The following is a 24515-nucleotide window of genomic DNA, read 5'->3' as shown; positions in this document are numbered from 1 at the left end:
GCGACGACCGTCAGTGTCCGAGGAACGGCAGGACCGCCGCGGCGAATTCGCGATAGCGGTCGCGGTGGATGCTGTGCCCGCAGTCGAAGGGGACGACCGTGCAGTCCGGGACGGTGGCGCACAGCAGCGTCAGCTTGTCCGGATCGACCATGCCGCCGGGTCCGCCGCGCAACATCAGGGTGGGCGCGGTGATCTCGCCGAGCCGCTCCCACCATCGCGGATTCGGGGTGCGGAACTGCTCCAGCGCGATCCGGGTCATCGACCGGTCGAAGGCCAGCACCGCGCCCGGATGTCGCAGCAGACTGGTCGTCGCGTGCCACAGCTCGGGCACGGTCGGCAGCCGGCGGGTGAGCGTGAGCTGTTCGGCAGCCGAACGCAGCGGCAACGGCTGCTCCTCGAGCACCAGGCGACGCACCAGCTCGGGCCGCTCGATCGCCACACAGGTCGCCGCGTAACCACCGAGCGAATGCCCGACCAGATCCACCGAGGTCAACTCGAGCTGCTCGCACAGCCGTAGCAGGTCGTCACCGAATTCGTCGAACCGATAGGAACCGGCGTGCGCACTGCGTCCGTGCCCGCGCAGATCCGGCACGATCACCCGGCGCCCCAGCCGAATCAGCCGCTGCCCGAACCGATCCCAGGTATGCCCGTCCCCGCCCATACCGTGCACCAGCAGCACCGGAACGTCGGACAGCGGATGTGCCGTGGCAGCGGCTCCGAAATCGCGATAGGCGATCCGCACACCCCCCGACGAAACACTGGTAACCATCGCCTCCACGATCAGCCAGGATACGGGTCGCCGGCCCGCTGCCGCCGATATCGACGCGCAGACCCCGGACGCCCGCGCTGTTCAGGCCTCGGACGACGCGCTGAGCGTGTTGATCAGCGGCCAGAAGATGTCATCGACGATCGCCCGGATCCGTTCGGCGGAGACCGGTTGCAGGGTCATCAGGATGTCGTGGCGGATCAGCTGGAACGGCAGATCGAGAACGTGCCGAGGGATGCGTGTGAGGTCGATCTCGCCGCGGTCGTGCGCCCGGCGGAAGATGTCCTCGGACTGCCCCGGCCACTCGCCGCGCACGATGCGGCGAACGTCCATCGGCGTCAGTCCGGCGCTCTCGTGCAAACCGGCGAATGTCGCGCCGACCATCGTCGCGAGTTCGGTGCGCGCGGCGTTGACGTTCGCGAGCAGTTCCATTACGTCGTCGTGCAGGCTGCCGGTGTCCGGAACCTCGACCGGATTGGTGGTTCCGTAGTGGCGTAAGGCCGCGATCACCAGGTCGTTCTTGTTCGCCCAGCGGCGGTAGAGCACCGCGACGCCGGTCTGCGCGCGCTCTGCGACGGACTCCATCGTCAGGTTGCCGAAGCCGACCTCGGTCAACTCCGCCCAGGCCGCGGTGAGCAGCGCGTGCTCGAGTTCCGCCCCGCGACGGCGGCGTTTGACCGTATCGGGCGGCGGCGCAGGCACCGTTTGGTCACGCGTCATGCACCCAGAATAAGAGAGGCTTGCATTCCTTCGCCAGGACTTCTACCCTCCAATTTAAGGAATGAGTTCAACTCTTATTGGGGATACGATGGCCTCGAACGCACCTGAGCACGACAGAATCGACCCGAAAGTTGTGAAGACCGCGCTGATCCTGGTCGTCGGCGCGCTCGCGGTGGTCTTCGACACCACGATCGTCAGCGTCGCCCTGCACCAACTGACGACGAGCCTGCATGTGCCGGTCTCGACGATCCAGTGGGTGACCACCGGCTACATGCTCGCGCTGGGCGTCGCCGTGCCGCTGAGCTCCTGGGCACTCGCCCGGTTCGGCGGCAAACGGGTCTGGATGTTCGCCCTCACCGTATTTCTCGCGGGTTCGATCGGAGCGAGCCTGGCCTGGAACGCCGCAGCGCTCATCGGCTGGCGTGTCGTCCAAGGCGTCGGCGGCGGGCTGATGCTGCCGGTGATGACGACGATCATCATGCAGGCCGCACGCGGCCGTGCCCTCGGACGCACGACGACCTGGGTGGCATTGCCCGCACTGTTCGGGCCGATCCTCGGACCGCTCGCCGGCGGGGCGATCATCAGCCATCTCAGCTGGCGTTTCATGTTCTGGGTCAACGTGCCGTTCTGCGTCCTGGGGCTGATTCTCGCCGGTCGGTACCTTGCCGGGGACACCCCGTCGCCGGCCGCCGCGCGCCCGCGACTCGATGTCCGGGGGCTGGCACTGCTCGCCCCCGGCATCGCGATGGTGATCCTCGGCCTGTCGAATGCCGGATCCGCGGACGGGTTCGACCACCCGGACGTCATCGCGCCGCTGACCGCCGGTGTCGTGTTCCTCATCGCGTTCGCGATCTACGCACTGCGTCGCAGCGATCCGCTGGTCGATATCCGGCTGCTCGCCGTTCGCTCGGTCGGATCCTCGACCTCGGTGCTGTTCCTGTCGGGCTTCGCGCTCTACGGCGCGATGTTGCTGCTTCCGCTGTACTACCAGCAGGTTCGCGGTGTGAGTGCGCTGACCGCCGGACTCATGCTGATTCCGCAGGGCGTCGGGGCGCTGCTGAGCCGCCAGATCGCCGGACCGCTCACCGATCGCATCGGGGCCCGCGCGATCGCCGTCGTCGGATTCGTCGTCGTCGCGGCCGCGACGGTACCGTTCTCCTTCGCCGACGCGACGAGCGACAACTGGCTGCTCGCGCTGTGGTTGCTGATCCGCGGCGTCGGCCTCGGCGCGGTGACCATGCCGGTCATGACCGCCTCGTACGTCGGACTCGACCGATCCCAGATCGCACATTCGAGCGTGCTGACGCGGATCGCCCAGCAGATCGGCGGATCGTTCGGCACGGCGGTCCTGGCCGTCGTCCTCGAACAGGCCGTCTCCGGAACCGGTTCGGGCGCAATCACATCCGGCTTCCACATCGCATTCTGGTGGGCAACGGCTTTCGCGCTCGTCGCCACGGCTCTGTGCATCTGGCTACCCGGCCGCGAACAGGTCCGCGCCGCTGCCGCGGCCGCAGCGGTTCCGGTCGCGGTCGCCGGGCCGTCGGGCGAAAATCCGGTTGCTTCGATATCCGGGTCGCGCGATCATCCCTGAACACGATGTCGAACACCTTCCGAAAGGGCTGAGGCCTCCCCGAAGCAGGCAGCCGATCCGCGGCTGCCGCACGACCGGTCCCCGTACGGCCAGGCGGCGGTGCCGCGTCCTTTCCCCGAAAGCTCGGTACAAGAGGTGTTCCAATATGAGTTTTTCCTTCGACAGCGATATACCCGGCCTGGTCGCCGGGTATATCCGAGCCTCGGTCGCACAGCGCGTCCATGAGCGAATCGGCCCGTTCCTGGCCACGTTCGACACGTACAGCGCCGATCCGTGGCGCAACTACGCCGTCCCGGACGACGGCGCGCGACCCGGATCGACCGACATCGCCACGCTGGTCGCGGTGTTCGAAAGGTATGGGCGGGTGCCGCGCCTGGAGTATGTTCCAGCCGCCGCACCGGGCGAGGAGAACCTCTACCTGCGCGCCGGGTTCGTCCCGGCTGGGCGAAAAATCTGGATGCGGGCCGATATGTTCGGCGGCTAGTCGTAGAGGCCCTCCGCGTGCCAGGTGTGGTCGTGGCCGAACAGGAGCAGGACCATGACGTCGTCCTGCAGGAGGATCTGGGCGCGGACGGCACCGGTGTGGACGCCGGACCACCAGCGTTCATCCAGGGGCCAGGGGCCGGACCATGCGGTGACCTGCCAGTCCTTGGCGCCCCAGCGCAGGCGGGCCGGGTCGGCGGTGAACAGGCCGCGATCGGTGACCCAGACCGGGACGCCCGTAGCGGATTCCAGGATCACCTCCGGGCGGTCGACCAGGACCACCGCTGGTGCGGGCATGGGCAGACGGCCGGGCCAGGGCAGGGTGGGGTCGGCGGCGGGCGACCGTTCGTCGCCGAGCGCGATCAGCGTGATGCGTTCGGCGGGGCCGCGACCGCCGCTGAGCACACCCTTCAACACGGCTTCCCCACCCAGCAGACCCTGCACCCGGACCAGCGCGCGCCGGAACCGTTCCTCCTGTTCGCCCTCCCCTCCCCACAGACCGAGTTGCAGCGCACCGGCGGTCACGACCTCGACCGGTTCCAGACGCAGCAGGACGATCGGGGCCGCGGGCGGGTCACCGCCGCCGCGTCGTCCGGGAACCGCGGTGTCGCCCGCACTCCCGTTCGGCGGTGTCGTTCGCCGCGTCCGGGGTTCCCCGGAACGGTCCGGCTCGCGGCCGATCGCCGCGATTCCGGTCCACTCGTCGTGGTCCGAGACGTCGCCGCGGAGAGCGCGATGGGTGAGCCAGCCGTCCAGTTGCCAGCGCACCCGATCGGCGGTGCCCTCCGGGGTGAGCGGTTCGGCGCATCGCCATATCCGGGAAAGCCGTTCTCCGGCAGCGGTTTCCGCGGTCACCGCGAGACGGGTGCAGGCCACCGCGGCGTCGGCCAGACGTTCGTGCAACCGCACGGCGAGCAAGCGGCCGGCGAAGGCGGCGGCATCGACCCGGTCGATCGGCGGATCGCAGGGATACTCCACCGTCAGCTCGGGCGCGGGCGGGCGGGCGGCGGGCGAACGTTCCGGTTCGGCGCGGGCACAGCGATGCGCCGCGATCGCGTCGGCGCCGAATCGGGAGGCGACCTCCGCCGGAGTCAGCGCGGCGAAATCACCGATCCGCCGTAAACCCAAGCGGTGCAACAGGTCCGCCAGGTCCGCACGCTCCGGACCGGCCAGGCTCGGCTCGGCGGCCAGTTCGCTCACCGGCAGCGCCGCCAGGAATCGCGCACCTTTTCCCGGCGGAACGAGGGCGGCCCGGCGCGCGGCCAGGACGGCCGTGGACATCTCGTCCGCGATCCCGATCCGGCACTCCACCCCGGTCGCCGCCACCGCGTCGACGAGCCGTTCGGCCGCCTCCTCCTCGGAGCCGAAATACTGTGTCGCACCCCGCGCCGCCAGCACCAGCAGGCCCGGACGCAACACTTCCGCCCCGGGTACGGTCGCGTCCACGGCGGTCACCACCGGTTCGAACAACCGCGCGTCACGATCCGGATCCTCCTGCGACACATACAGATCGGGACATCGCACCTGCGCCTCCCGCCGCCGGAACCCCCGCCGCACCCCAGCGGACCGCGCCGACTGCGAACACGCCACGACCCGATTCGCATGCAGCACCACGACCGGCCGGGTCGGTGAGATATCCGCCGCCGCCGCGGCCGCGACGGCCGGCCAGTCCGGGCACCACAGCGCCAGCACCCGGGAGGCACGCCCAGCCCTCTTCGACACGGTTCACGAACCCCTGTGGCGCACACGCTGACGTGGACCGAACGTCCCGGCTCCCGCATTCCACGGATCACGAAGCCGCATGACGCGCCTCCGCGATCGTCGGCACAGCGGAATCCGCTTGTGCGGCAACCCATTCGATATGCTCGCCGCGAGGCGTCAGGTCGAGCGTGCCGGTGCGGTACGGAACCGAGCGGCCCTGGACCCGGACATCCAGGCGCATGGTGCGCAGACGTCCACAACCACGCCCCAGACCTCCGTAACCGACGATCCGGGTATCGATACGCAGCACCGAACCACTCCAGCGCCCGCCCGCCACCACGAGCGTGGCGCCTTTGCCGCGAGCGCGAGCGGAGAGCACTCGGGCCCGGGCGGGCGGCACCGCCCTGCCGCCCATACCGATCATCACCAGATCCAGACCATCCAGCAATATTGAAGCAACCTCGAGTGGGTCGGGCCCGGGGTCGGGAATCACCGCAAGCCGCTCCAGATCCGCACCCATCTCGGCCGCGGCGAGCAGACCGAGCCGGGGCAGCCCCACCGCGGCGGCATGGCCACCGGCGCCGGTCACCGACGCCAGCAGTCCAGCCAGCAACGCGCTGGCACCCCAGTACTCGACCACCTCTCCCCTGACCAGCCCGCCTTCCGGCAAAAGCTCGCCCAGCGCGGATGGCACCGGCAACGACTCCCTCCGACGCTCCCGCGACAGCGGCGCCCGAGCCGCCGAGGCGACCCCGCGGGCCGGAATCGCGGCCATCCGCCGGCGCAACTCGGCCAACCGCTCGTGCCGCACTTCGTCGGGCGAACCCATCCTCGACCGCCTATCTCCACCGAGTGGATCCCAGCACCGATCCAGCTATCGATGCCAATCGAATATACGTTCGATCAGCTGTCAGTAGAACCCCCACCCCCGACTGCGTCAAGCGGCTGCGACGACGTCGGTCGTTGTCACTCGCGGGTTGTATCTGTCACCGGGTGCGTGACCGGACACATGATCACTACATGCACTGGCAAACCGAAGAGGCGATGCGGATCGCCCTGCACACCGATCCACATCCGCGAAACGCGACGCCGAGCCGAGAAGCTCGTCGAAGGCACCCCCCTCCGTCGGGGAGTCGCTGCGGCGGCGTCACCCCTCCGCGGTCCGCTGTCGGCGCAGTACGATTCCGGCCAGTTCGGCGGGCGTCGCGGTGCTCGTGTCGACGGTCGTGTCGTAGGGGTGGCCATGATCGTGCACCGTGCCCAGATGTCCGCGCGCCAGCCCGATCGTTTTGCCTCGAGCCAGTTCCCGCTCCTCGGCGACCGCCAGCGGGCAGGTGACAGCGACCAGCTGAACATCCAAGCCCGCCAGCGCATCCAGCCACATCGGCAGCAGATCCGGCGACAGCAGCATCTCGTCGATGACCAGGTGATCACCCCCGCGAGCGAACTCGGCAGCCGCAGCGCACCCCGAGCGCAACATCCGGTAACCGACATGGCCGTAGCGGACCACCAGCACCGGGTGACCGTCCGCGTCGTGTCCGGTCCGGTCGTACCAGAATCCGTCACGACTGAGCGGCCCATCGCGTCCGCCACCCCAGTTCGGCGGAATCAGGCCGAACAGGGTGTCGATCCCCCAGTAGACGAACGGGACGTCGCTCTCGTCTTGGATGGCCCGCGCCAGCGTGGTCTTCCCCGCGCTGGACGTGCCGTTGAGGAAAATCACCCGAGCGGGGAGGTCGACGCTCCGCATCCACCCACGCTATCCGGTCACTCTCGCATATCCCGGAGAACAGGTGGCCCGTCCGAGCTGTGGTCCAGCCGGCGATGGCCGGCCGGACCACAGGATCGCGGCGGCTATACCCGCGGCGCGGGCTGGTTCGGATGCGGCGCTCGCTGGTCGGCGGGCGCGTTCGGGGTCGCCGGCGCCAGCGCACCCTCGAGCGCACCGGCCCCCACACCGATGGCGGAACCGACCATAGCCGCGGGAACCGCGATCACCGCGGCGCCGATGGCCGCGCCGACCACCGGCATCACCACCAAACCCGCCGGCAGGAACGGAATACCGGCGATGAAACCCGCGACGGCGCCGACTGCCGCGCTGGTGGAGGTCAACGGGCTGGTGACCACGCCCGCCGCCACGTTTCCGGCGAGCGAACCGACCATGGCGTCACCGGCCATCCGATCCGACCGCGCCGGATCGAATCCGACCGAATCGAATCCCTGGGCCAAGGTGGCCTCCTGTTGTGCGAAGGTGTCGTTGATCCCCTCGGCGAGCTTGGGATCGAACCAGTCCGGCCGGCCGATCTGGGCGGAGCCGATGCGAATGGTCCCCTCCGGCGCCTTGATCGGCGCGACGGGCGGAGCCAGGGCCGTCGGCAGATGCAGCCGAGACACGTCGACCGGAGCAAGATTACCGTCCGGGACAGGCCGTTTCCCGCTCATATCGTTTCGACTGTTCACCGTCGGAAGACTGCCCGCATCCGCTACTGCCGGAGCGACCTCCGCAAGCGCCCCGGACGACAGAACCGCCGCGGTGACCAATACCGATCCAGCACGCCTGGACCGTCTGTCCGACCGAGCGCGATGCCGTGCTGCCATGAACGACCTCTCTTTCGACTGCCGATGAGTACTGCAAGAGATGTGAACCGATGCCCCACGCGAATTCGGACCGGGGGAATTCGGCCGAAAACGGCGGAGCGGATGGATATCCACGAACCATCCCCTCGCGTTCCGAAAACGGGTGCGGCACCGGACAATCCGGTCGAACCGCACGCGAAGGGCCTTCGATCAGGGTTGCGTCAGGCATTTCGGAGATGGGTTCTCCCACCGGATACTCGGATGGTCCGCGGGCACTCCGGTGGAAGCGCATGCGCCGCCAGCATAATCACAGTGCGATCGACCCGATGCCACCCCCTCGCTGGAAAGCGGTGATCGGTCGTACTTCCTGCCCGCCGATATCGCCCGAAACCGGGCGACGGAACCGGGAGCGAGCAGCCGGACCAGATTGTTCGCGGCTCGAACCGGCTGTCCGACAGCGAAATCCGCGAACATCCCGGCCGCAGACGGGCGCCGGGACGTCCTCGGAGGCTCGACAGCCGCCGTGACCTGCGGCGGCATCCGCTCCCTCGCTCCGGATGACGGCGAAGACCTGCCGCCACGAGGTGCTCTGGTCAACCTCGTGGTTCCGAAGCAGGCCAGTCAGGAAGGTTTTCCGCTATTCTCGCGCCCGTGACCGAACGCGCCCGCTCCATCGTCGGCCCCGACTATCTGGTCGCCGGCCGCTACCGCCTGCAATCCAAACTCGGCGGCGGCGGTATGGGTGCGGTCTGGCTGGCGACCGACCGGCTGCTCAACCGCGACGTCGCCATCAAACAGGTTCTGTCCACGGTCGGCCTGAGCGAGGACGAGGCCCGGGTGGTCCGCGATCGGATCGTGCACGAGGGCCGGGTCGCTGCCAAGCTGTCGCACGAGCACGCCATCGCCGTCTACGACGTGGTGCTCGAGGCCGGTGAGCCGTGGCTCGTGATGGAGTATCTGCCCTCCCGCAGTGTCGCCAAGGCGCTCGCGCTGGCGGACGCGCTCTCGCCGATCGAGGTGGCGCAGATCGGCGCACAGGTAGCCGATGCGCTGGCCACCGCGCACGCCGCGGGCATCGTGCACCGCGACATCAAGCCCGGCAACATCCTGGTCGCCGATCGGGGCGCGGAGGTCGGCAAGGTCAAACTCAGCGACTTCGGTATCTCGCGCGGCGCCGGGGACCTGTCCGACGAGCCGGAGGACGTGATCACCGGCACTCCCGCCTACCTGCCGCCCGAGGTGGCGCGCGGCGCGCAGCCCACCGCCGCCAGCGACGTATTCTCCCTCGGCGCAACGCTGTACACCGCGATCGAGGGCCATCCGCCGTACGGTATCGACGAGGACGACGACGAGGTCATCGTGACCCGCGCCGCGATGGCTCAGATCATCTCGCCCACCCGCAGCGGCGTCCTGACCCAGGTACTGCTGCACATGATGGAGCCCGCACCGCAGCGTCGTCCCACCATGGCCGAGGCCCGCAACGAAATCCTCACCGCCGCATTCGGTCCCGGAACCGGCCCCTACATTCTCGGCGCCCCGGTCCGCACCGAGGACGGCACCATCCCCGCCTGGGCGGCCCGCAACTCCGCGGCCGGACTGCGCAGTCCGCACTCCACTCCGCTGCCGCGCCCGCCGCGGGCCAACGCGCCCAAAGCCCCTGCCGCACAACGTAAACCGGCCTTCAGCCGCTCCTCCCTCGGCCCCAACGCAGCTCCCCTGGCCATCGCGGTGGGCCTGCTCATCGGCCTGCTGATCCTGATCGTCATCCTCATCGCCGTGATGTAGCGGCAGGCACGCAGCCCGTCAGTCGATGCGGCGGCGGTGAGCCCAGCGGGTCAACGCGTTCCGGTTGGACTGCTGGGTTTTGCGCAGCACGTTGGAGGCGTGGGTTTCCACGGTTTTCACCGAGATGAACAAGGATTCGGCGATCTCACGGTAGGTGTAGCCGCGGGCGAGCAGGCGCAACACCTCGAGTTCGCGCGGGGTCAGCGAATCCAGTTCCGGATCCAGCGGCGGTTCCGGAGCCGGGGAGCGCCCGGTGAACGAGTCCAGCACGAATCCGGCCAGCCTCGGGCTGAACACCGCGTCACCGCCGGCCACACGCCGAATCCCGTCGGCGAGTTCCGGGCCGGAGATGGTCTTGGTGACGTAGCCGCGCGCACCCGCGCGAATCACCGCGATCACGTCCTCGGCGGCGTCGGATACGCTCAGCGCCAGGCAGACCGGGCCCTGCCGGTCGCGGTCCAGGCCCTGCAGTACCGCGACTCCCCCGCCATCGGGCATGTGCACGTCCAGCAGCACCACATCCGGCCGGGCCGCGGCGATTCCGGCGACGGCCTCGGCCACCGCACCCGCCTCACCGACGACCTCCATATCGGATTCGCGGCCCAGTTCGGCACGCACACCCGAGCGGAACACGGCATGGTCGTCGACCAGAAACACCCGGATGGACACTGCATCTCCTCACCTGAGAGCGGAACTCACACGCATGCCGGGCACGGCACATCGTCATCGGTACCACATCGCATCCCGCCCCGCCCGTACTCATCGTGCCCGCCCGACCCGCGAACACCGATCCGCCGCCCCGCAGAACCCCCGAACAGATTGCGCCTCAACGCCTTCCGGAATCGAACTCGGGAACCGAGGAGGACTCGGACGCCACATCGCCGGACTCCTCCTGCACCCCCTCGGAATCGCTGCGCGGCAAGGTGATCCGCACCTCGGTGCCGCGTCCCGGCGCCGAGTCGATCACCACCGTGCCGCCGCGACGCTCGATCCGGGCATGGATGGATTTGGCCAGGCCCTGCCGATCCGCGGGGACGTCGGCCGGATCGAAACCGTCCCCCCGGTCCCGCACGAACACACTCACCTGATGCGGTTCGACCTCGGCGAACAGATCGATGGTGGGCACCCCGGCGTGTTTGGCGGCGTTGACCAGCGCCTCGCGCGTCGCCCCGAGCAGAGCGGTGAAATGCTCTCGGGGCAGGCCGAATCCGGTATCGCCCGGATCCATCGACACATCGCCGACGGTCACCGGGGCGACCTTCACTCCGTGCTGATCCTCCACCTCGCCGGCGATGGTGCGCAACGCGGCAGCCAGGCTGGACTGGGCGGGCGCGGCATCCTCGAACAGCCATTTGCGCAGTTCGCGCTCCTGGCTGCGCGCCAGCCGCAGCACCTCCTGGGAATCCTCGGCCTGCCGCTGGATCAGCGCCAGCGTCTGCAACACCGAATCGTGCAGGTGGGAGGCGATCTCCTCGCGCTCCTCGTTGCGGATGCGGGCCGAACGCTCGGCGTTCAACGCCCGCATCATCCGCAGCCACAGCGGCACGGTCAGCAGGCCGACCCCGATCAGCGTGACCGCGACCGCGATCAGCGCGGAACCCAGCGAACTCAGATTGATCCGGCCCAGGACCACCACGCCCAGCCCGACCACGATCAACGTCGCGCCCGCCACGATGCGCGTCCAGGTCAGTACCGTGGGCCGGGCGGGCAGCCCGAACATCGACCGGGGGCCCTCCGCGTCGAATTCCCGCCACACCAGGGCCGCGCCCACCGCGACCACGACGATCGGCCCGACCACCCGAGCCGCGGAACCACTGAACAACCAGGACATCGACACCGCGAGCGTCACACCCAGCAATGCCAGTCCGGCCGCCTGCCGTCGCTCCCGAGCCGTCGGCGGCGGGCCGTCCGCACCGGAGGTGGTGAAGATCCACAGCATCCCGTAGGCGACGATGCCCGCGCCCATCAACGCCGACAGCAGCACGAAGCTGACGCGCACCTTGAACACGTCGACCCCGAGATGATCGGCGACCCCGCCCGCCACCCCACCCACGACACGACCACCGGACCGCCGCTGCATGCGCGGCGCGGTGACCTCGACCCCACGGGCATCGAAAGCGGGCGCGGACGGATACATGCCTCGATACTGGCACGCCCCACCGACACCGACCATCGGGGAAGTACCCCATTTCCTCCGGGAGACCGCCCGCCGCGGACGGACCCCGGAACGCCGGCGGACCCACGCCGAAACACGCCGGGGCGCCGTCCATCCCGCGTGCGCACCGTTTGACGAGGCACCACACCGATGCCACGGTTGCCGGGTGACTCACCCCGTTTCGAATTCCGGTATCGACCGGCTGCTCGACGCCGCCGGATCGGGCGACCGCGTCCTCATCGAATGCATCACGGACATCGGTGTGGCCCCGGTCGCCCGAACCGTGCTGGCCGAGATACTCGATCGCGTGGATCTGCGCGGCTGCCCGCCCGCCGACATCTTGTTCCGGTTGCACACGGCAGACGCCGACGCCGAGGTCGCCATCCGCGTCGAGGACGCGAAGGCCGTCTTCACCGACCCGCGCCCGGGGGCGGCCGTCACGATCGAGCAGTCGCTGCCCGAGGTCGTCCGAACGGTCTACGGTCCCCGCGGCGGCGCATCCAGCGCCACCCGGATCCTGCGCTGGGCCCAGGGCGATGCACCCGGATGGTTCGGCCTACCGCAGGATGTCTTCGAAACCATACGCAGGCTGCTGGATTCGATCGATCACGGCTATCGGCCGGGGCTGGCCGAACTCTGCGTGCGCCACGGCTCGGACAAGTGGGGCACCCATCAGTATCCGCAGTGGTACGAAAGGCATTTCGAACCGATCCGAGATCGCCGGCTGACCATTCTGGAGATCGGGGTCGGCGGCTACCAGGATTCCGCCCGGGGCGGCGAATCGCTCCGGATGTGGAAGAACTACTTCCCGCGGGCCGCGGTCTACGGCCTGGACATCTTCGACAAGACGAGCATGTCCGGCCCGCGCACGACGGTGCTGCAGGGGGATCAGTCCTCTCCCGAGGACCTTCGGCGCGTCCTGGCCGCGACCGGGCCGCTGGACGTCGTCATCGACGACGGCAGCCATCGCAGCGAACACGTGAAGGCCAGCTTCGCGATGCTGTTTCCGGCGCTGCGCGAGAACGGCATCTACGTGATCGAGGATCTGCAGACGTCCTACTGGCCGGGTTTCGGCGGCCGGCCACCGGGCCAGGCCGGTATCCCGACGAGTATGGATTATCTCAAAACCCTGGTCGACGGGCTGAACTACGAGGAGATCACCGGACGACGGCCATCGAATACCGATACCAACATCCGGGGCCTGCACTTCTACCACAATCTCGCGATGATCGAGAAGGGCGCGAACCGCGACGGGGGCGGGCCGCAATGGATGCGCGGGGACTGAACCCGCGCCGCGAGGCCGATTCTCAGGAGACCAATCAGGGACATCCCCGATGCGATCCGGGCACCGGCACGGCCACCATGGAGCTATGACCAGAGCGAACGGCTGGGCCGGTGGGACCGGCCGGACCGGATTCAACGAACAGCTCCAGCATCTGTGGCGGACGCGGCCGGTGCGGCTGCCGCGTCGGGGACCCGTCGCCGGCGTGGCGGCCGGGTTCGGGCACCGCTACGGGGTGGACCCGGTGCTGGTGCGGGTCGCCTTCGTGGTGTCCACGATCTTCGGCGGATCGGGCATCGTGCTGTACCTGCTGGCGTGGTTGCTGATGCCCGCCGCCCAGGACGACGTATCCGCGGCGGAGAGCCTGATCGGCCGGGGACACAGCATGCAGTCGCCGACCAAGACACTCGTGCTGATCGTCGCGCTGGTGATCGCGGTCAGCACCGTGGGACCGGTGGGCGCCGGACTCGGCGGGGCCGGGCTGATCAGTTTCGCCTTGATGGTCGCCGGTTGGTGGCTGCTGTACCTGCGTCAACCCAATCCGCCCGCGGGCAGCGCCGATCCGCTGCTGCCCGACGCCGGACCCGCTCCGACCGGATACCCCGGGGTGTTCCCGGGCGGTCCCACCTGGACCGGGCCGACCTACGGCCCCTACACCAGACTCCCCGACCACTACACGCCGGACCAGCCGAAAGACACTGCCGCACAGGAGTTTCCGGTATCCGACACCGCGACCGAGGTCATTCCGCGAGAGCCCGCGGCGCACACCGAGGCCGATGCCTCGGAGACGGACACCGCCGTACTCCGCTCCGAGGCACCGGTGGATTCGACCACCGCGGAACAGGATTCGCCCGGCGCACCGACGGACGAGGAACTCCCCCCGACCAGCACCGAAGCGAACAGTCAAGGCGCACAACCGGTTACGCCCCCGCGTGCCGGCTCGTTCCGGCCGGCTCCGGATCCGTCCCGGATCGGCCCGGCCTCCTCGGGCTGGGATCCGCTGGGGGTGTCCCCGCTGGCCTGGGATCTGCCCGATCCCACGCCGCGCCGCCCGGTGCTGCCGACTCCGCCGCCACCGCGTCCGCGCTCCCGGCTCACCCCGATCGTGATCGGCTTGGCCGTACTCGCCGCGGCCGCGGCGGGTGCGCTGGCCGCGGCCGGCGTGAGCTGGATGACCCCCGGCCGGATCGGCGCGGTCGCGCTGGCGGTGATCGGTCTCGGCTTGCTGACCGGCGCGTTCCTGCGACGCGGCTACGGCCTGATGGTGCTGCTCGCACCGCTGGCCGGATTCGTCGTCCTGGCCTCACTCGTGGGCCCGGTGACCTTCGACCGCTCCACGATGGGTCAGCACACCTGGACACCGGCCACGACAGCCGAACTGAATCCCACGTACCAGATCACCGCGGGCGACGGAACGCTGGATCTGCGGTCGCTGAATCTCACCGAGAACCGCACCGTCGCGGTGCATGCGCGCGCGGGCGACTTCCACGTCCTGGTACCCGCGTCGATGCGCCTGGACGCGCGGTGCCGGGCGAAGGCCGGCGACGTCAGTTGTCCGCAGGGACTCGTGGGACCGGCCACCGGTCCGGTGCTCACCCTCGATATCGATGTTCAGGCCGGAGATGCGGAGGTGACCCATGGCTGAGAATACCAGGACCGAGGATCCGGAAACCCGTCGCGGGCCGTCGTTCTCACTCCTGTTCGCGGGATTCCTGGCGCTGCTGGTGAGTGTGTGGGCGTTCCTGGGACCGTCCGCGTGGCCCACGCACAGCATCGTCCCGGTCGGCTGGATCGTGGTGGCCGTAGCCATCGTCGCCGGGATCGTGATGGTGATCTCACCGCGTCGACGCCGACGCCGAAATCCGGAATGACGCTGAACTCCCGGACACAGCAGAGCCCGGACCGTCGAACGGTCCGGGCCCTGTCCGCACGCGAGTCCCGCGCTCACTCCCACTCGATGGTCCCCGGCGGCTTGCTCGTCACGTCGAGCACGACGCGGTTGACCTCGGCGACCTCGTTGGTGATGCGGGTGGAGATGCGCTCGAGCACGTCGAACGGCAGCCGCGTCCAGTCGGCGGTCATCGCGTCCTCACTGGACACCGGGCGCAGCACGATCGGATGACCGTAGGTGCGGCCGTCGCCCTGGACGCCCACGCTGCGCACGTCGGCCAGCAGCACCACCGGGCACTGCCAGATCTGCCGATCCAGCCCCGCCGCGGTCAACTCCTCGCGAGCGATGGCGTCGGCGTGCCGCAGCGTCTCCAGCCTGTCCCGGGTGACCTCGCCGACGATGCGGATGGCCAGCCCCGGCCCCGGGAACGGTTGGCGCGCAACGATTTCCTCGGGCAGCCCCAGTTCGCGCCCGACCGCGCGCACCTCGTCCTTGAACAGCAACCGCAGCGGCTCGACGAGCGAGAACTCCAGATCCTCCGGCAGACCGCCGACATTGTGATGGCTCTTGATATTCGCGGTGCCCGCGCCGCCGCCGGACTCCACCACATCCGGATACAGCGTGCCCTGCACCAGGAATTCCACCTTCGGGGTCGAATCCTCCTCCGCCCCGGCCTCTTTCACGACCTGCGCCACGGCGTCCTCGAACGAGCGAATGAATTCGCGCCCGATGATCTTGCGCTTGTCCTCCGGATCGGTGACGCCCTTCAACTCGCCGAGGAATTTGTCCACCGCGTCGACGGTCACCAGCTTGGCTCCGGTCGCGGCGACGAAATCGCGTTGTACCTGCTCGCGCTCCCCCGCCCGCAACAGGCCGTGGTCGACGAAAACGCAGGTCAGCCGGTCGCCGATGGCACGCTGTACCAAGGCGGCGGCCACCGCGGAGTCGACGCCGCCGGACAGGCCGCAGATCGCGTGCCCATCGCCGACCTGGTCCCGCACCTGTTCGATCAATACCTCGGCGATATTGGCCGGGGTCCACGCCGCCGGGATGCCGGCGATCTCGTGCAGAAACCGGCTCAGCACCTGCTGACCGTGCGGGGAGTGCAGAACCTCGGGGTGATACTGGACGCCGGCCAGCCGCCGCTCGGTGTCCTCGAACGCCGCCACCGGGGCGCCCGCGCTGGTACCGGTGACCTCGAAGCCCGCCGGAGCGTCGGTGACCGCGTCGCCGTGACTCATCCAGACCGGCTGCACGGTGGGCAGACCGCCGTGCAGCACACCGCCGTCGACGCTGAGTTCGGTGCGTCCGTACTCGCGGGTGCCGGTCTGCGCGACCGAACCGCCCAGGGCCTGGGCCATCGCCTGGAATCCGTAGCAGATGCCGAAGACCGGGATCTTCAGATCGAACAGCCGGGCATCCAGCTGCGGCGCGCCCTCGGCGTACACACTCGACGGCCCGCCCGACAGGATCACCGCGAGCGGCGCGCGTTCGGCGATCTCCTCGACGGTCGTGGTATGCGGGATCACCTCGGAGTAAACGCTGGATTCGCGAACCCGCCGCGCGATCAACTGCGCATACTGCGCCCCGAAATCGACAACGAGCACCGGTCGCTGGGTTTCTGCCACCGCAACAGTCTACGAGGCTGTATTTTCGGCCTCCGCTTCGCTCCGGCTGTTTTCGGCGCTGTAAGGCTCGTCGTTCAGCCCTCGAGACTCGGCCTTCGGCCATGCGCTTCGAGGGCTGAACGACGAGCCCGCGCCGAAAACCTTTGCGGTTGGCGTTGCTGAACCTATCGCTTCGCGGGCGACTCCCAGCCCGACAGAGACGCTTCGCCGCTGGGCGCGTCGGGGTTTCGCCTCGCTTCGCTTCGGCGGGACTGGGGGTGTGGTGTGCCGGACCGGCGCATGCTGGCAAGGCGGTGTTCCGGGCACCCAACAGGTCGACGTCATCGGCTTCGAGGCGGACTTCGCAGTGTTGCTTCCGGGCGGACGCGATCGAATCCTCATGCGGCGCAACAGTGCTCCGGCGAATGTGGAGCAGCGCCGGATTCGGCGGGACATCGCGGTGTACCGGTGGGACAAGCTGGACAACCGCCCGTATCGGCCGTGGGTTCCAGCTATCCTCGTGCTCGTGCCATTCGCCCGTGCGATCGACGCCGAAATCCACTACGAGGACAGCGGTGGGCACAGCCCGGTGGTGCTACTCGGGCACGAATTCTTCATGGACAGAACGATGTTCGCCTCGCAGGTCGCCGCGCTGTCCCCGGAATTCCGCATCGTCACCTGGGATGCCCGCGGCCACGGGCAGACTCGGGACCAGGGCCTGCCGTTCAGTTACTGGACTTCCGCACGCGACGCGCTCACCGTCCTCGATCAACTCCGGGTGGATCGCGCGATCGTCGGCGGCACGTCGCAGGGCGGGTTCAGCGCCATCCGCACGGCGCTGCTGGCCCCCGAACGCGTCGCGGCACTGATCCTGATCGCCACCGAGGCGCACGCCCCGACCGCACACGAGCTGGAGAATTCCCGGCGCTTCCTGGAGCGCTGGCACGAACCGCGCCTGCGCCGCCAGATGGCCGAGCAGCTGGCGCAGTGGCTGATCGGCGAGGACGCCTGGTATCGCGCGGTCTGGATCAAGCGCTGGCTCTCCCGCGACCCGCACGCCACCGAGGTGGCCGCGGGCTGCGTTCTGGGCCGCGATTCGGTCCTGGACCGCCTGCCCGAGATCACCTGCCCGGTCCTGGTCATCCACCCCGCCCAGGCCGGTATCGCCCGTACCAACGCCATGGAAATGGCACGGCGACTGACGAATTCACGTTTCGTCGAGATCGAGGCAGCCCGTCAGGCGGTCAACATGACCCATCCGGCGCAGGTGAACTCCGCCATCCGCAAATTCCTCAGAGAGACCGTGTTGACCCAGTCCCACTAGGCGCGGACGCTCAGGCCCACCTTCTGGAATTCCTTGAGTTCGCGGTAACCGGCCTTGGCCATCGAACGACGAAGGCCGCCAACGAGATTCATCGAACCCCACGGATCGCTGGACGGGCCGTAGAGGAGTTGCTGCAGGGTCGGGCGGTCGTCCTCGTCGGCGAACTTCAGCAGGGCGCCGCGCGGGACGGACGGGTGTGCGGCCGCGGCGGGCCAGTACCAGCCGCGGGCGGGCGACTCCTGCGCCAGCGCCAGCGGGACGCCGAGCATGGCCGCGTCGGCGCCGCAGGCGATGGCCTTGGCCAGCTGCCCGGAGGACACGACGTCACCGTCCGCGATGACGTGCACATACCGACCGCCGGTCTCGTCCAGGTAATCCCGGCGGGCCGCGGCGGCGTCGGCGATCGCGGTGGCCATCGGCACTCCGATGCCCAGCACCTCGCCGGTGGTGGTCGCGCCCGCGGTCGAGCCGTAACCGACGATGACACCGGCCGCGCCGGTACGCATCAGGTGCAGTGCGGTGCGGTGGTCGCTCACCCCGCCCGCGACCACCGGGACGTCCAGGTCGGCGATGAAGGTCTTGAGGTTCAGCGGCTCGCCGTCGCCGACGTGTTCGGCGGAGATGATCGTGCCGTGCACGACCAGCAGGTCGATTCCCGCCTGCACCAGGCCCGGGGTCAGCGCGCGGGCGTTCTGCGGGCTCACCCGCACCGCCACCGTCACGCCCGCGGCGCGCACCTGCGCGACCGCCGAGGCCAGCAGATCCGGCTGCATCGGCGCGGCGTGCAGCGATTGCAGCAGGGCGATCGCGGCCTCGGTGCCCTCCTTCTCGGCCACCTCCAGCAGACGATCGATGCAGGAGGCCACATCGGCGTGCCGGGCCCACAGCCCCTCGCCGTTGATGACGCCGAGCCCGCCGAGGCGGCCGAGTTCGATCGCGAACTCCGGCGACACCAGCGCGTCGGTCGGATGCGCCACCAGCGGGATGTCGAACCGGTAGGCATCGAGCTGCCAGGCCAGGGACACGTGCTTGGACGAGCGGGTGCGCCGGGAGGGAACGATGTCGACATCGTCCAGTTCGTACGTCCGCCGGGCGGTCCGGCCCATGCCGATCTCGACCATGTCGCGCATGTGAGTACTCCTTAATTCCTGCGCAGTATGTGCTGCGCCGCCTCGGGCATCGCGGGTTCGCGGGGCCGGGAGCCCGGTCGTTCCGCGGATCCGCCGGTGCTCCGTCACCGCGGATGTCGCGGTCCGGAACAACGAGCCGCGTCGCACACGCAACCGCCCCCGCAACGAGCACGGGCCCGATGTCGCGCGGGAGCCGGACGCACAGCAAGAGCCTAACCACCCTCACCAGCGCCCAGTCGCCCCCCGGTTACCGGGGTGTCAGCCGCGCCCGGTGTAGTTGGGCGCCTCGACGGTCATCGTGATGTCGTGCGGGTGGCTCTCCTTGAGTCCGGCCGCGGTGATCTGCACGAACTGCTTGTTCTGCAGGTCCGGGATCGACTGCGATCCGGTGTAGCCCATGGCCGCCCGCAGACCCCCCACCAACTGGTGGATCACCTGATTGACCGGACCGCGGAACGGCACCCGCCCCTCGATGCCCTCGGGCACCAACTTGTCCTCGGCGAGTACGTCGTCCTGGAAGTAGCGGTCCTTGGAGTAGGACTTGGCCTGCCCGCGGCCCTGCATGGCGCCCAGCGACCCCATACCGCGGTAGCTCTTGAACTGCTTGCCGCCGACCAGGATCAGCTCACCCGGCGACTCGGCGGTGCCGGCCAGCAACGAGCCGAGCATCACGGTGGACGCACCGGCCGCGATGGCCTTGGCGATATCACCGGAGAACTGGATGCCGCCGTCGGCGATCACCGGAATCCCCGCGGGCTTGCACACCGCGACGGCCTCCAGGATCGCGGTGATCTGCGGCGCGCCGACACCGGCGACCACGCGGGTGGTGCAGATCGAGCCGGGGCCCACCCCCACCTTCACCGCGTCCACACCGGCGGCGATCAGCGCCGCGGCGCCCTCGCGGGTGGCGACGTTGCCGCCGATGACCTGGATGCGGTCGCCGACCTCGGTCTTGACCTTGGTGACCATCTCCAGCACCTGCACCTGATGGCCGTGCGCGGTATCCACGACCAGCACGTCGACCCCGGCATCGGCGAGCGTCATCGCGCGGGACCAGGAGTCCTCGCCGACGCCGACGGCCGCGCCGACCAGCAGGCGGCCGTCCCGGTCCTTGGTGGCGTTCGGGTACTGGTCGGTCTTGACGAAGTCCTTGACGGTGATGAGCCCGCGCAACCGGCCCTCGCCATCGACGATCGGCAGCTTCTCCACCTTGTGCCGGCGCAGCAGACCCAGCGCGGCCTCGGCGGTGACGCCCTCCTGCGCGGTGATCAGCGGGGCCTTGGTCATCACGTCGGCGACGCGGCGGTTCTGATCGACCTCGAAGCGCATGTCCCGGTTGGTGATGATGCCCACCAGCTCGCCGGTCTCGTCCACCACCGGCAGACCGGAGATGCGGAACCGCGCGCACATGGCGTCGACCTCGGCGAGGGTGTCGCTGGGGCGGCAGGTGACCGGGTCGGTGACCATCCCGGCCTCGGAGCGCTTCACCGTCTCCACCTGCGATGCCTGATCGGCCGCCGCGAGATTGCGGTGCAGCACGCCCATACCGCCCGCACGCGCCATGGCGATCGCCATGCGCGCCTCGGTGACGGTATCCATCGCCGAACTCACCAGCGGCGTGCGCAGCGTGATGTCCCGGCTCAACCGGCTCGACGTCTGCACCGAGCTGGGGATCAGATCCGAAGCGGCGGGCAGCAGCAACACATCGTCGAACGTGAGGCCGAGCATGGCGATCTTGTTCGGATCGTCGCCACCCGTACGAGGGCGGACGGCGCGTTCGCCCATCACGGGACTACTCATCGGATCGACCCCTCCTGGACCTCGAACGCTGTGAGCCCGGAACACGCCCGGGCTCGCGAATTTCTCTGACGGATTGCGGAGCCGAAAAGTCTTTCCCGGCGCCTGGCGTCCATGGTATCGGCCGCGAATGTGCGCGAGCGCGGCGGCTCCGCTGACACCGGCGGACGGCCCGGCCCCCATCGGCTCCCGAGTTGCGCGTTCGGGGGTGTGCGGGGTTTGCTGGATGCGCGACAGGCCCGTCAAAATATTCACAGCGCTGGCGCGGAGGGGGTGGTTCTGCGTACCGTGGGAATGTGCGTGACCATCTACCACCTGGCCTGCCGCCGGACCCATTCGCCGGAGACCCCTCCGACCCGTCGGCCGCGCTGGATGCCATCGAGCCTGGGGAGCCGCTGGACCCCCACGAGCGGCTAGCGGTCGAAGAGGATCTCGCCGACCTCGCGGTCTACGAGGCGCTACTCGCGCACCGCGGTATCCGCGGACTCGTGGTGAGCTGCGAGGATTGTCGGCAGGATCACTACCACGATTGGGATATGTTGCGCGCCAACCTACTCCAGCTCCTGGTCGACGGTACGGTGCGCCCGCACGAGCCGGCCTACGATCCGACACCGGAGGCCTACGTGACGTGGGACTACTGCCGCGGGTACGCCGACGCCTCGATGAACGAGGCATTGCACGGCGACGGATTCGACGGGTTCGACGCCTGATCCGCTTCGTCCGGCCGGCGCGGATGCGCGGGCCGGACGAAGCGAAAAAAGAACCGGACGCCCTGTGGGCCGTCCGGTCGTTGTGAGAACGCCGCGTTGTTCTTCTGTGCCCGTACTCGGGCTATTTGATTCCCCCGCCCGGCAGCAGCCCACCGCCCGACGGTATGTGCACCGTCGAGGGCAGGACCGGCTCCGGCTGCACGGTGGGCAGCGAATGCTGCTGGGTCGGCAGTGGATTCTCGGTCGGAACGGGATGCGTCGTCGGGCCCGTCCCCATGGTCGGCACGACCCGAACGCTCGTCGGCTCGATCGTGGGTTGAACGGTTCCGGTGGGCTCGTGTCCGCCAGGCAGGCTGGTCGGCGGCTTCTCGTTCGTGGTCGGCGGATTCCCGTGTGTGGTGGGCGGGTTGCCGGGCTGGGTGGTCGGCAGCGTGACTCCGCCGGGCGCCGTCTCGACGGGAGTCTGCGGGGAGGTGGGCTTGCCCGACGGCGCCTGCAAGATGCGCGGATCACGCGTGGTCGAGGCACTGCCGCCCGGATTCTGGCCGTTGGGCCACGACGGGAGCGTCGTGGGCAACACGGCTCCACTCGGCAGCGTCGGCACGGTCACGCCGCTGGGCAGCAGCGAGGCGGCGATCTCGGGCGCCTTGTCGTGCAACTGCGTCCAGACCTCGTTCCACCGCTCGGTGAGGGTCTGCTTGCGACCCGAATCGCTGAGCTGCCCCGCACTGGCCTGCGCGCTCGCCAGGAGCGGCTTGGCCTGATCGGGGTGCCCCTCGGCGATCAGCTCCTGCGCCTTGGCCATATCGCCCTGGGCGTTCTGCGCGATGGTGGTCTGGGCCTGTTGACTGAACACGACCTCCTTGACCTTCCACAGCGGATCGCCGGGCTCGGCGTTGTAGGAGAACGCGGTCATACCGCCGGCGATCAGCGCGACCGCGGCCGCGGCGCCCATGAGCGGGCGCACGAGCCGCAGGTGACCGCGCTTGGCGACGTTGACCCTTGTTTGCCGAGCACCGATTTCCTGGTTGACAGCCGCGACAATGTCGTCCAGATCCGGTCCGGCCGGCAACGGCTCGTCGACGATGTCGGACCGCCAGTTCGCCAGCAGCGTCGCGAGTTGATACTCCTCGTCGCTGTCGGTCGACACGGTTCCATCGCCGGCGATCGCATCGATCAGCGCATCGTCGCGACGAACCGCGACGATATCCACCGGTCCGGTGTCACCGGAATCCTCGGCGTAGGGACCGCTGTTCTGCGATCCAAGCCGCGCCTTCCAGTCGCCCCGACCGCGCTCGCCATCCCTAGCCATACATTTCACCTGCCCTCGCCACTTGTGACTTGAGTTTCGCGAGAGCCCGGTGCTGAGCCACCCGCACCGCACCCGCCGTACTGCCCACGGCGGTTGCGGTTTCTTCCGCTGACAGACCCATCACCAAGCGCAGGATCAAGATCTCCCGGTGCTTGTCCGGAAGCGTGGCCAGCAGAGTGTTCATCTGCCGTCCGGCTTCGGATTCGAGAGCTCGCTGTTCCGGCCCCTGGTCGGTGGATATGACATCTGGTACTTCGGCCATCGCGTCCGACTTGTTACGGGCGGCGTTGCGATGGGCGTCTGCGACCTTGTGCGAAGCGATTCCGTAGACGAAAGCCATGAAGGGCCGGCCCTGATCCTGATACCGCGGCAGGGCGGTCATCACGGCCAAGCACACCTCCTGCGCTATGTCGTCCGCGGAGAGCTGCCCACGCTCCGCCGAACCGATTCGCGCCCGGCAGTAGCGCACTACCAACGGGCGAACGATCTCCAATACCTGGGCCAGAGCCGAACGATCACCCTGCGCTGCGGCAGCGACGGCGGTGTCCAACTCCTCGCCCGTGTGCGTCATCGTCAGAGATATTCCTGGCGTTACAAGTGGCACGGTCCATGGTTGACCAGTGCTTCCACCGGTCGGCGGAACGGAACCAACAATAGCCGTTCCAAACCTCCGGTTCGGCAACACGGTGAATCTACGGGTCGCCGAGAACCTAGGTCTCCGAACGCAATAGACCGCCGCGTACCGCGAGTTCACGAGCACACTCGGCTGCTTCGGCGGCCGCGCGTGTTGCGGCGGAACCGGTTTCGACTCCGCCGCGAAGCATCGCGCTCGCCCATCGCAGCGGGAGCAGTCCGTGTTCGCGGCACTCCTCGGAGACAGCCGCCGCGAGTTCGGCGGAGCGACCGGGGTCACCGTCCGCGGCAGTCGCGGCGGCCAGAAGTAGACGGGACTTGACGGCGTGCCGCACCGAGGGGCAATCCTGTGCGATCGCCACGGCCGCCGCGGCGTGCTCGCGCGCGGTCCGGTCGATCAGGCCGGACCCCGGAGCCGCGAGGGCGGTCTCGGCGCAAACCCAGTGCCAGCGCAGCCGGGTGCGCCAGCCCTCGCATCGCCCGAGCGGCTCGCGGCAACGTTCCAGCAGCCGAGCCGCGAGGGCCGGGCGGGCGGTTCCGAGCGCATCGGCGGCAAGGCCGGTCAGCGCGTCGCACACCGCTTCGATACGTGTGACAAAGATCACTTCGGTGTCGATGACGCGGGCAGTGGGCGCGAGCGGGGTTCCCGAACCGCACGCGCCGGCCAGGGCCCGGCCATCCGAGATCGCCGCCTCGGCGTGCCGGCCCAACTGCCGCAACAGTGACGCCTCGGTGCTGGTGACCAGCGAACGCAGTGCCGAATCACCGGTCAACCGGTACGCGCGACGCAGTTCCGCACGCGCGGCGGCGTACCGGCCCTGTCCGCCCAGCGCGACCGCGCGCAGCCACGACTCGACGCCATCGGCCGCGCCGGGCAATTGCGCGGTCGCCGCACGCGGATCGGAGCCGAAGGCGGCCGCGGCGAATACCGCGTGCCGCGGCCGGGATGCAGAACTGAACTCGGGCATCGCAGCACCCTATCGACGCACCTGTTCCGAGGCATCGGCGGAACTCCCGGCAACCATCCGGCATGCAGAAAGCGGCGCAGGTG

General features: G+C 69.1%; 22 protein-coding genes. 8 read left to right on the top strand and 14 right to left on the bottom strand.

Annotated elements, in window-relative coordinates; translation table 11 throughout:
• Window positions 1-10: 10 nt before the first annotated feature.
• Window positions 11-778, bottom strand: coding sequence for an alpha/beta fold hydrolase (locus AC5WS7_RS26530; protein WP_495957300.1), 768 nt, complete (start codon window positions 776-778; stop codon window positions 11-13).
• Window positions 779-850: 72 nt separating this feature from the next.
• A complete protein-coding gene (locus AC5WS7_RS26525; protein WP_495957299.1) occupies window positions 851-1486 on the bottom strand; it encodes a TetR/AcrR family transcriptional regulator in 636 nt (211 codons plus the stop codon).
• 61 nt (window positions 1487-1547) lie between these two features.
• Here AC5WS7_RS26525 and AC5WS7_RS26520 point away from each other — a divergent pair, with 61 nt between their 5' ends.
• Together AC5WS7_RS26520 and AC5WS7_RS26515 are read left to right on the top strand one after the other, a co-directional pair.
• A complete protein-coding gene (locus AC5WS7_RS26520; RefSeq protein WP_495957298.1) occupies window positions 1548-3077 on the top strand; it encodes an MDR family MFS transporter in 1530 nt (509 codons plus the stop codon).
• A gap of 145 nt (window positions 3078-3222) precedes the next feature.
• On the top strand, window positions 3223-3561 hold the full coding sequence (locus AC5WS7_RS26515; protein ID WP_495957297.1) for a hypothetical protein: 339 nt from the start codon (window positions 3223-3225) through the stop codon (window positions 3559-3561).
• Here the strand turns inward: AC5WS7_RS26515 and AC5WS7_RS26510 are convergent.
• The 4 genes from AC5WS7_RS26510 to AC5WS7_RS26495 form a co-directional block, all read right to left on the bottom strand.
• Window positions 3558-5282: a DNA polymerase Y family protein gene (locus tag AC5WS7_RS26510; protein ID WP_495957296.1), complete on the bottom strand. Its 1725-nt coding sequence runs from the start codon at window positions 5280-5282 to the stop codon at window positions 3558-3560. The genes AC5WS7_RS26515 and AC5WS7_RS26510 overlap by 4 nt on opposite strands.
• Before the next feature lie 67 nt (window positions 5283-5349).
• Window positions 5350-6090, bottom strand: a complete 741-nt coding sequence (gene imuA' / locus AC5WS7_RS26505) for a DnaE2-dependent mutagenesis accessory factor ImuA' (RefSeq protein ID WP_495957295.1) — start codon at window positions 6088-6090, stop codon at window positions 5350-5352.
• Between the two features lie 318 nt (window positions 6091-6408).
• Complete coding sequence (locus tag AC5WS7_RS26500) at window positions 6409-7011, bottom strand: chloramphenicol phosphotransferase CPT family protein (RefSeq protein ID WP_495957294.1); 603 nt, start codon at window positions 7009-7011, stop codon at window positions 6409-6411.
• A 104-nt stretch (window positions 7012-7115) separates the two neighbouring features.
• A complete protein-coding gene (locus AC5WS7_RS26495) occupies window positions 7116-7655 on the bottom strand; it encodes a hypothetical protein (protein ID WP_495957293.1) in 540 nt (179 codons plus the stop codon).
• An 834-nt stretch (window positions 7656-8489) separates the two neighbouring features.
• Here AC5WS7_RS26495 and AC5WS7_RS26490 point away from each other — a divergent pair.
• Window positions 8490-9623: a serine/threonine-protein kinase gene (locus AC5WS7_RS26490; protein WP_495957292.1), complete on the top strand. Its 1134-nt coding sequence runs from the start codon at window positions 8490-8492 to the stop codon at window positions 9621-9623.
• Window positions 9624-9641: 18 nt separating this feature from the next.
• Here the strand turns inward: AC5WS7_RS26490 and AC5WS7_RS26485 are convergent, their stop codons facing one another.
• Both AC5WS7_RS26485 and AC5WS7_RS26480 read right to left on the bottom strand, forming a co-directional pair.
• Complete coding sequence (locus tag AC5WS7_RS26485) at window positions 9642-10286, bottom strand: response regulator (protein ID WP_495957463.1); 645 nt, start codon at window positions 10284-10286, stop codon at window positions 9642-9644.
• A 163-nt stretch (window positions 10287-10449) separates the two neighbouring features.
• Window positions 10450-11760 carry an ATP-binding protein gene (locus AC5WS7_RS26480; RefSeq protein ID WP_495957291.1) on the bottom strand — a complete coding sequence of 437 codons (1311 nt, stop codon included), beginning with the start codon at window positions 11758-11760 and terminating at the stop codon, window positions 10450-10452.
• Window positions 11761-11944: 184 nt separating this feature from the next.
• Between AC5WS7_RS26480 and AC5WS7_RS26475 the strand changes: the two genes are divergently transcribed.
• The 3 genes from AC5WS7_RS26475 (at window position 11945) to AC5WS7_RS26465 (ending at window position 14931) form a co-directional block, all read left to right on the top strand.
• The gene (locus AC5WS7_RS26475) at window positions 11945-13063 is read left to right on the top strand and encodes a hypothetical protein (RefSeq protein WP_495957290.1); all 1119 of its coding nucleotides are present in this window, start codon (window positions 11945-11947) and stop codon (window positions 13061-13063) included.
• An 85-nt stretch (window positions 13064-13148) separates the two neighbouring features.
• A complete protein-coding gene (locus AC5WS7_RS26470; RefSeq protein ID WP_495957289.1) occupies window positions 13149-14705 on the top strand; it encodes a PspC domain-containing protein in 1557 nt (518 codons plus the stop codon).
• The gene (locus tag AC5WS7_RS26465) at window positions 14698-14931 is read left to right on the top strand and encodes a hypothetical protein (protein WP_495957288.1); all 234 of its coding nucleotides are present in this window, start codon (window positions 14698-14700) and stop codon (window positions 14929-14931) included. The genes AC5WS7_RS26470 and AC5WS7_RS26465 overlap by 8 nt, the downstream gene beginning before the upstream one ends.
• A 73-nt stretch (window positions 14932-15004) precedes the next feature.
• On the opposite strand, the gene guaA is transcribed toward AC5WS7_RS26465, so the two are convergent.
• Entirely contained in the window at window positions 15005-16579 is a 1575-nt protein-coding gene (guaA, locus tag AC5WS7_RS26460; protein ID WP_495957287.1) for a glutamine-hydrolyzing GMP synthase, read from the bottom strand.
• 379 nt (window positions 16580-16958) lie between these two features.
• Here guaA and AC5WS7_RS26455 point away from each other — a divergent pair, with 379 nt between their 5' ends.
• Window positions 16959-17882, top strand: a complete 924-nt coding sequence (locus AC5WS7_RS26455) for an alpha/beta fold hydrolase (RefSeq protein ID WP_495957286.1) — start codon at window positions 16959-16961, stop codon at window positions 17880-17882.
• Here the strand turns inward: AC5WS7_RS26455 and AC5WS7_RS26450 are convergent.
• Window positions 17879-19012: a GuaB3 family IMP dehydrogenase-related protein gene (locus AC5WS7_RS26450; RefSeq protein WP_495957285.1), complete on the bottom strand. Its 1134-nt coding sequence runs from the start codon at window positions 19010-19012 to the stop codon at window positions 17879-17881. The two genes, AC5WS7_RS26455 and AC5WS7_RS26450, sit on opposite strands and share 4 nt — an antisense overlap.
• A 258-nt stretch (window positions 19013-19270) precedes the next feature.
• A complete protein-coding gene (gene guaB / locus AC5WS7_RS26445) occupies window positions 19271-20812 on the bottom strand; it encodes an IMP dehydrogenase (RefSeq protein ID WP_495957284.1) in 1542 nt (513 codons plus the stop codon).
• Window positions 20813-21105: 293 nt separating this feature from the next.
• On the opposite strand from guaB, the gene AC5WS7_RS26440 reads away from it, so the two are divergent.
• Window positions 21106-21519 carry a DUF5319 domain-containing protein gene (locus tag AC5WS7_RS26440; RefSeq protein ID WP_019932909.1) on the top strand — a complete coding sequence of 138 codons (414 nt, stop codon included), beginning with the start codon at window positions 21106-21108 and terminating at the stop codon, window positions 21517-21519.
• Between the two features lie 121 nt (window positions 21520-21640).
• Here AC5WS7_RS26440 and AC5WS7_RS26435 read toward each other — a convergent pair whose 3' ends face one another.
• The 3 genes from AC5WS7_RS26435 to AC5WS7_RS26425 all read right to left on the bottom strand — a co-directional run bounded on the left by AC5WS7_RS26435 (window position 21641) and on the right by AC5WS7_RS26425 (window position 24432).
• Window positions 21641-22831, bottom strand: a complete 1191-nt coding sequence (locus AC5WS7_RS26435) for an anti-sigma-D factor RsdA (protein ID WP_495957283.1) — start codon at window positions 22829-22831, stop codon at window positions 21641-21643.
• Entirely contained in the window at window positions 22824-23402 is a 579-nt protein-coding gene (locus tag AC5WS7_RS26430) for a sigma-70 family RNA polymerase sigma factor (RefSeq protein ID WP_495957282.1), read from the bottom strand. Before AC5WS7_RS26430 ends, AC5WS7_RS26435 begins: the two co-directional genes overlap by 8 nt.
• Before the next feature lie 139 nt (window positions 23403-23541).
• Complete coding sequence (locus AC5WS7_RS26425) at window positions 23542-24432, bottom strand: hypothetical protein (protein ID WP_495957281.1); 891 nt, start codon at window positions 24430-24432, stop codon at window positions 23542-23544.
• Window positions 24433-24515 lie beyond the last annotated feature (83 nt).

The sequence above is a fragment of the Nocardia sp. PLKS1-43 genome, assembly GCF_059510335.1.
Note: the sequence above shows the minus strand (reverse complement) of the source record. Positions and strands in the feature narration are given on the sequence as shown.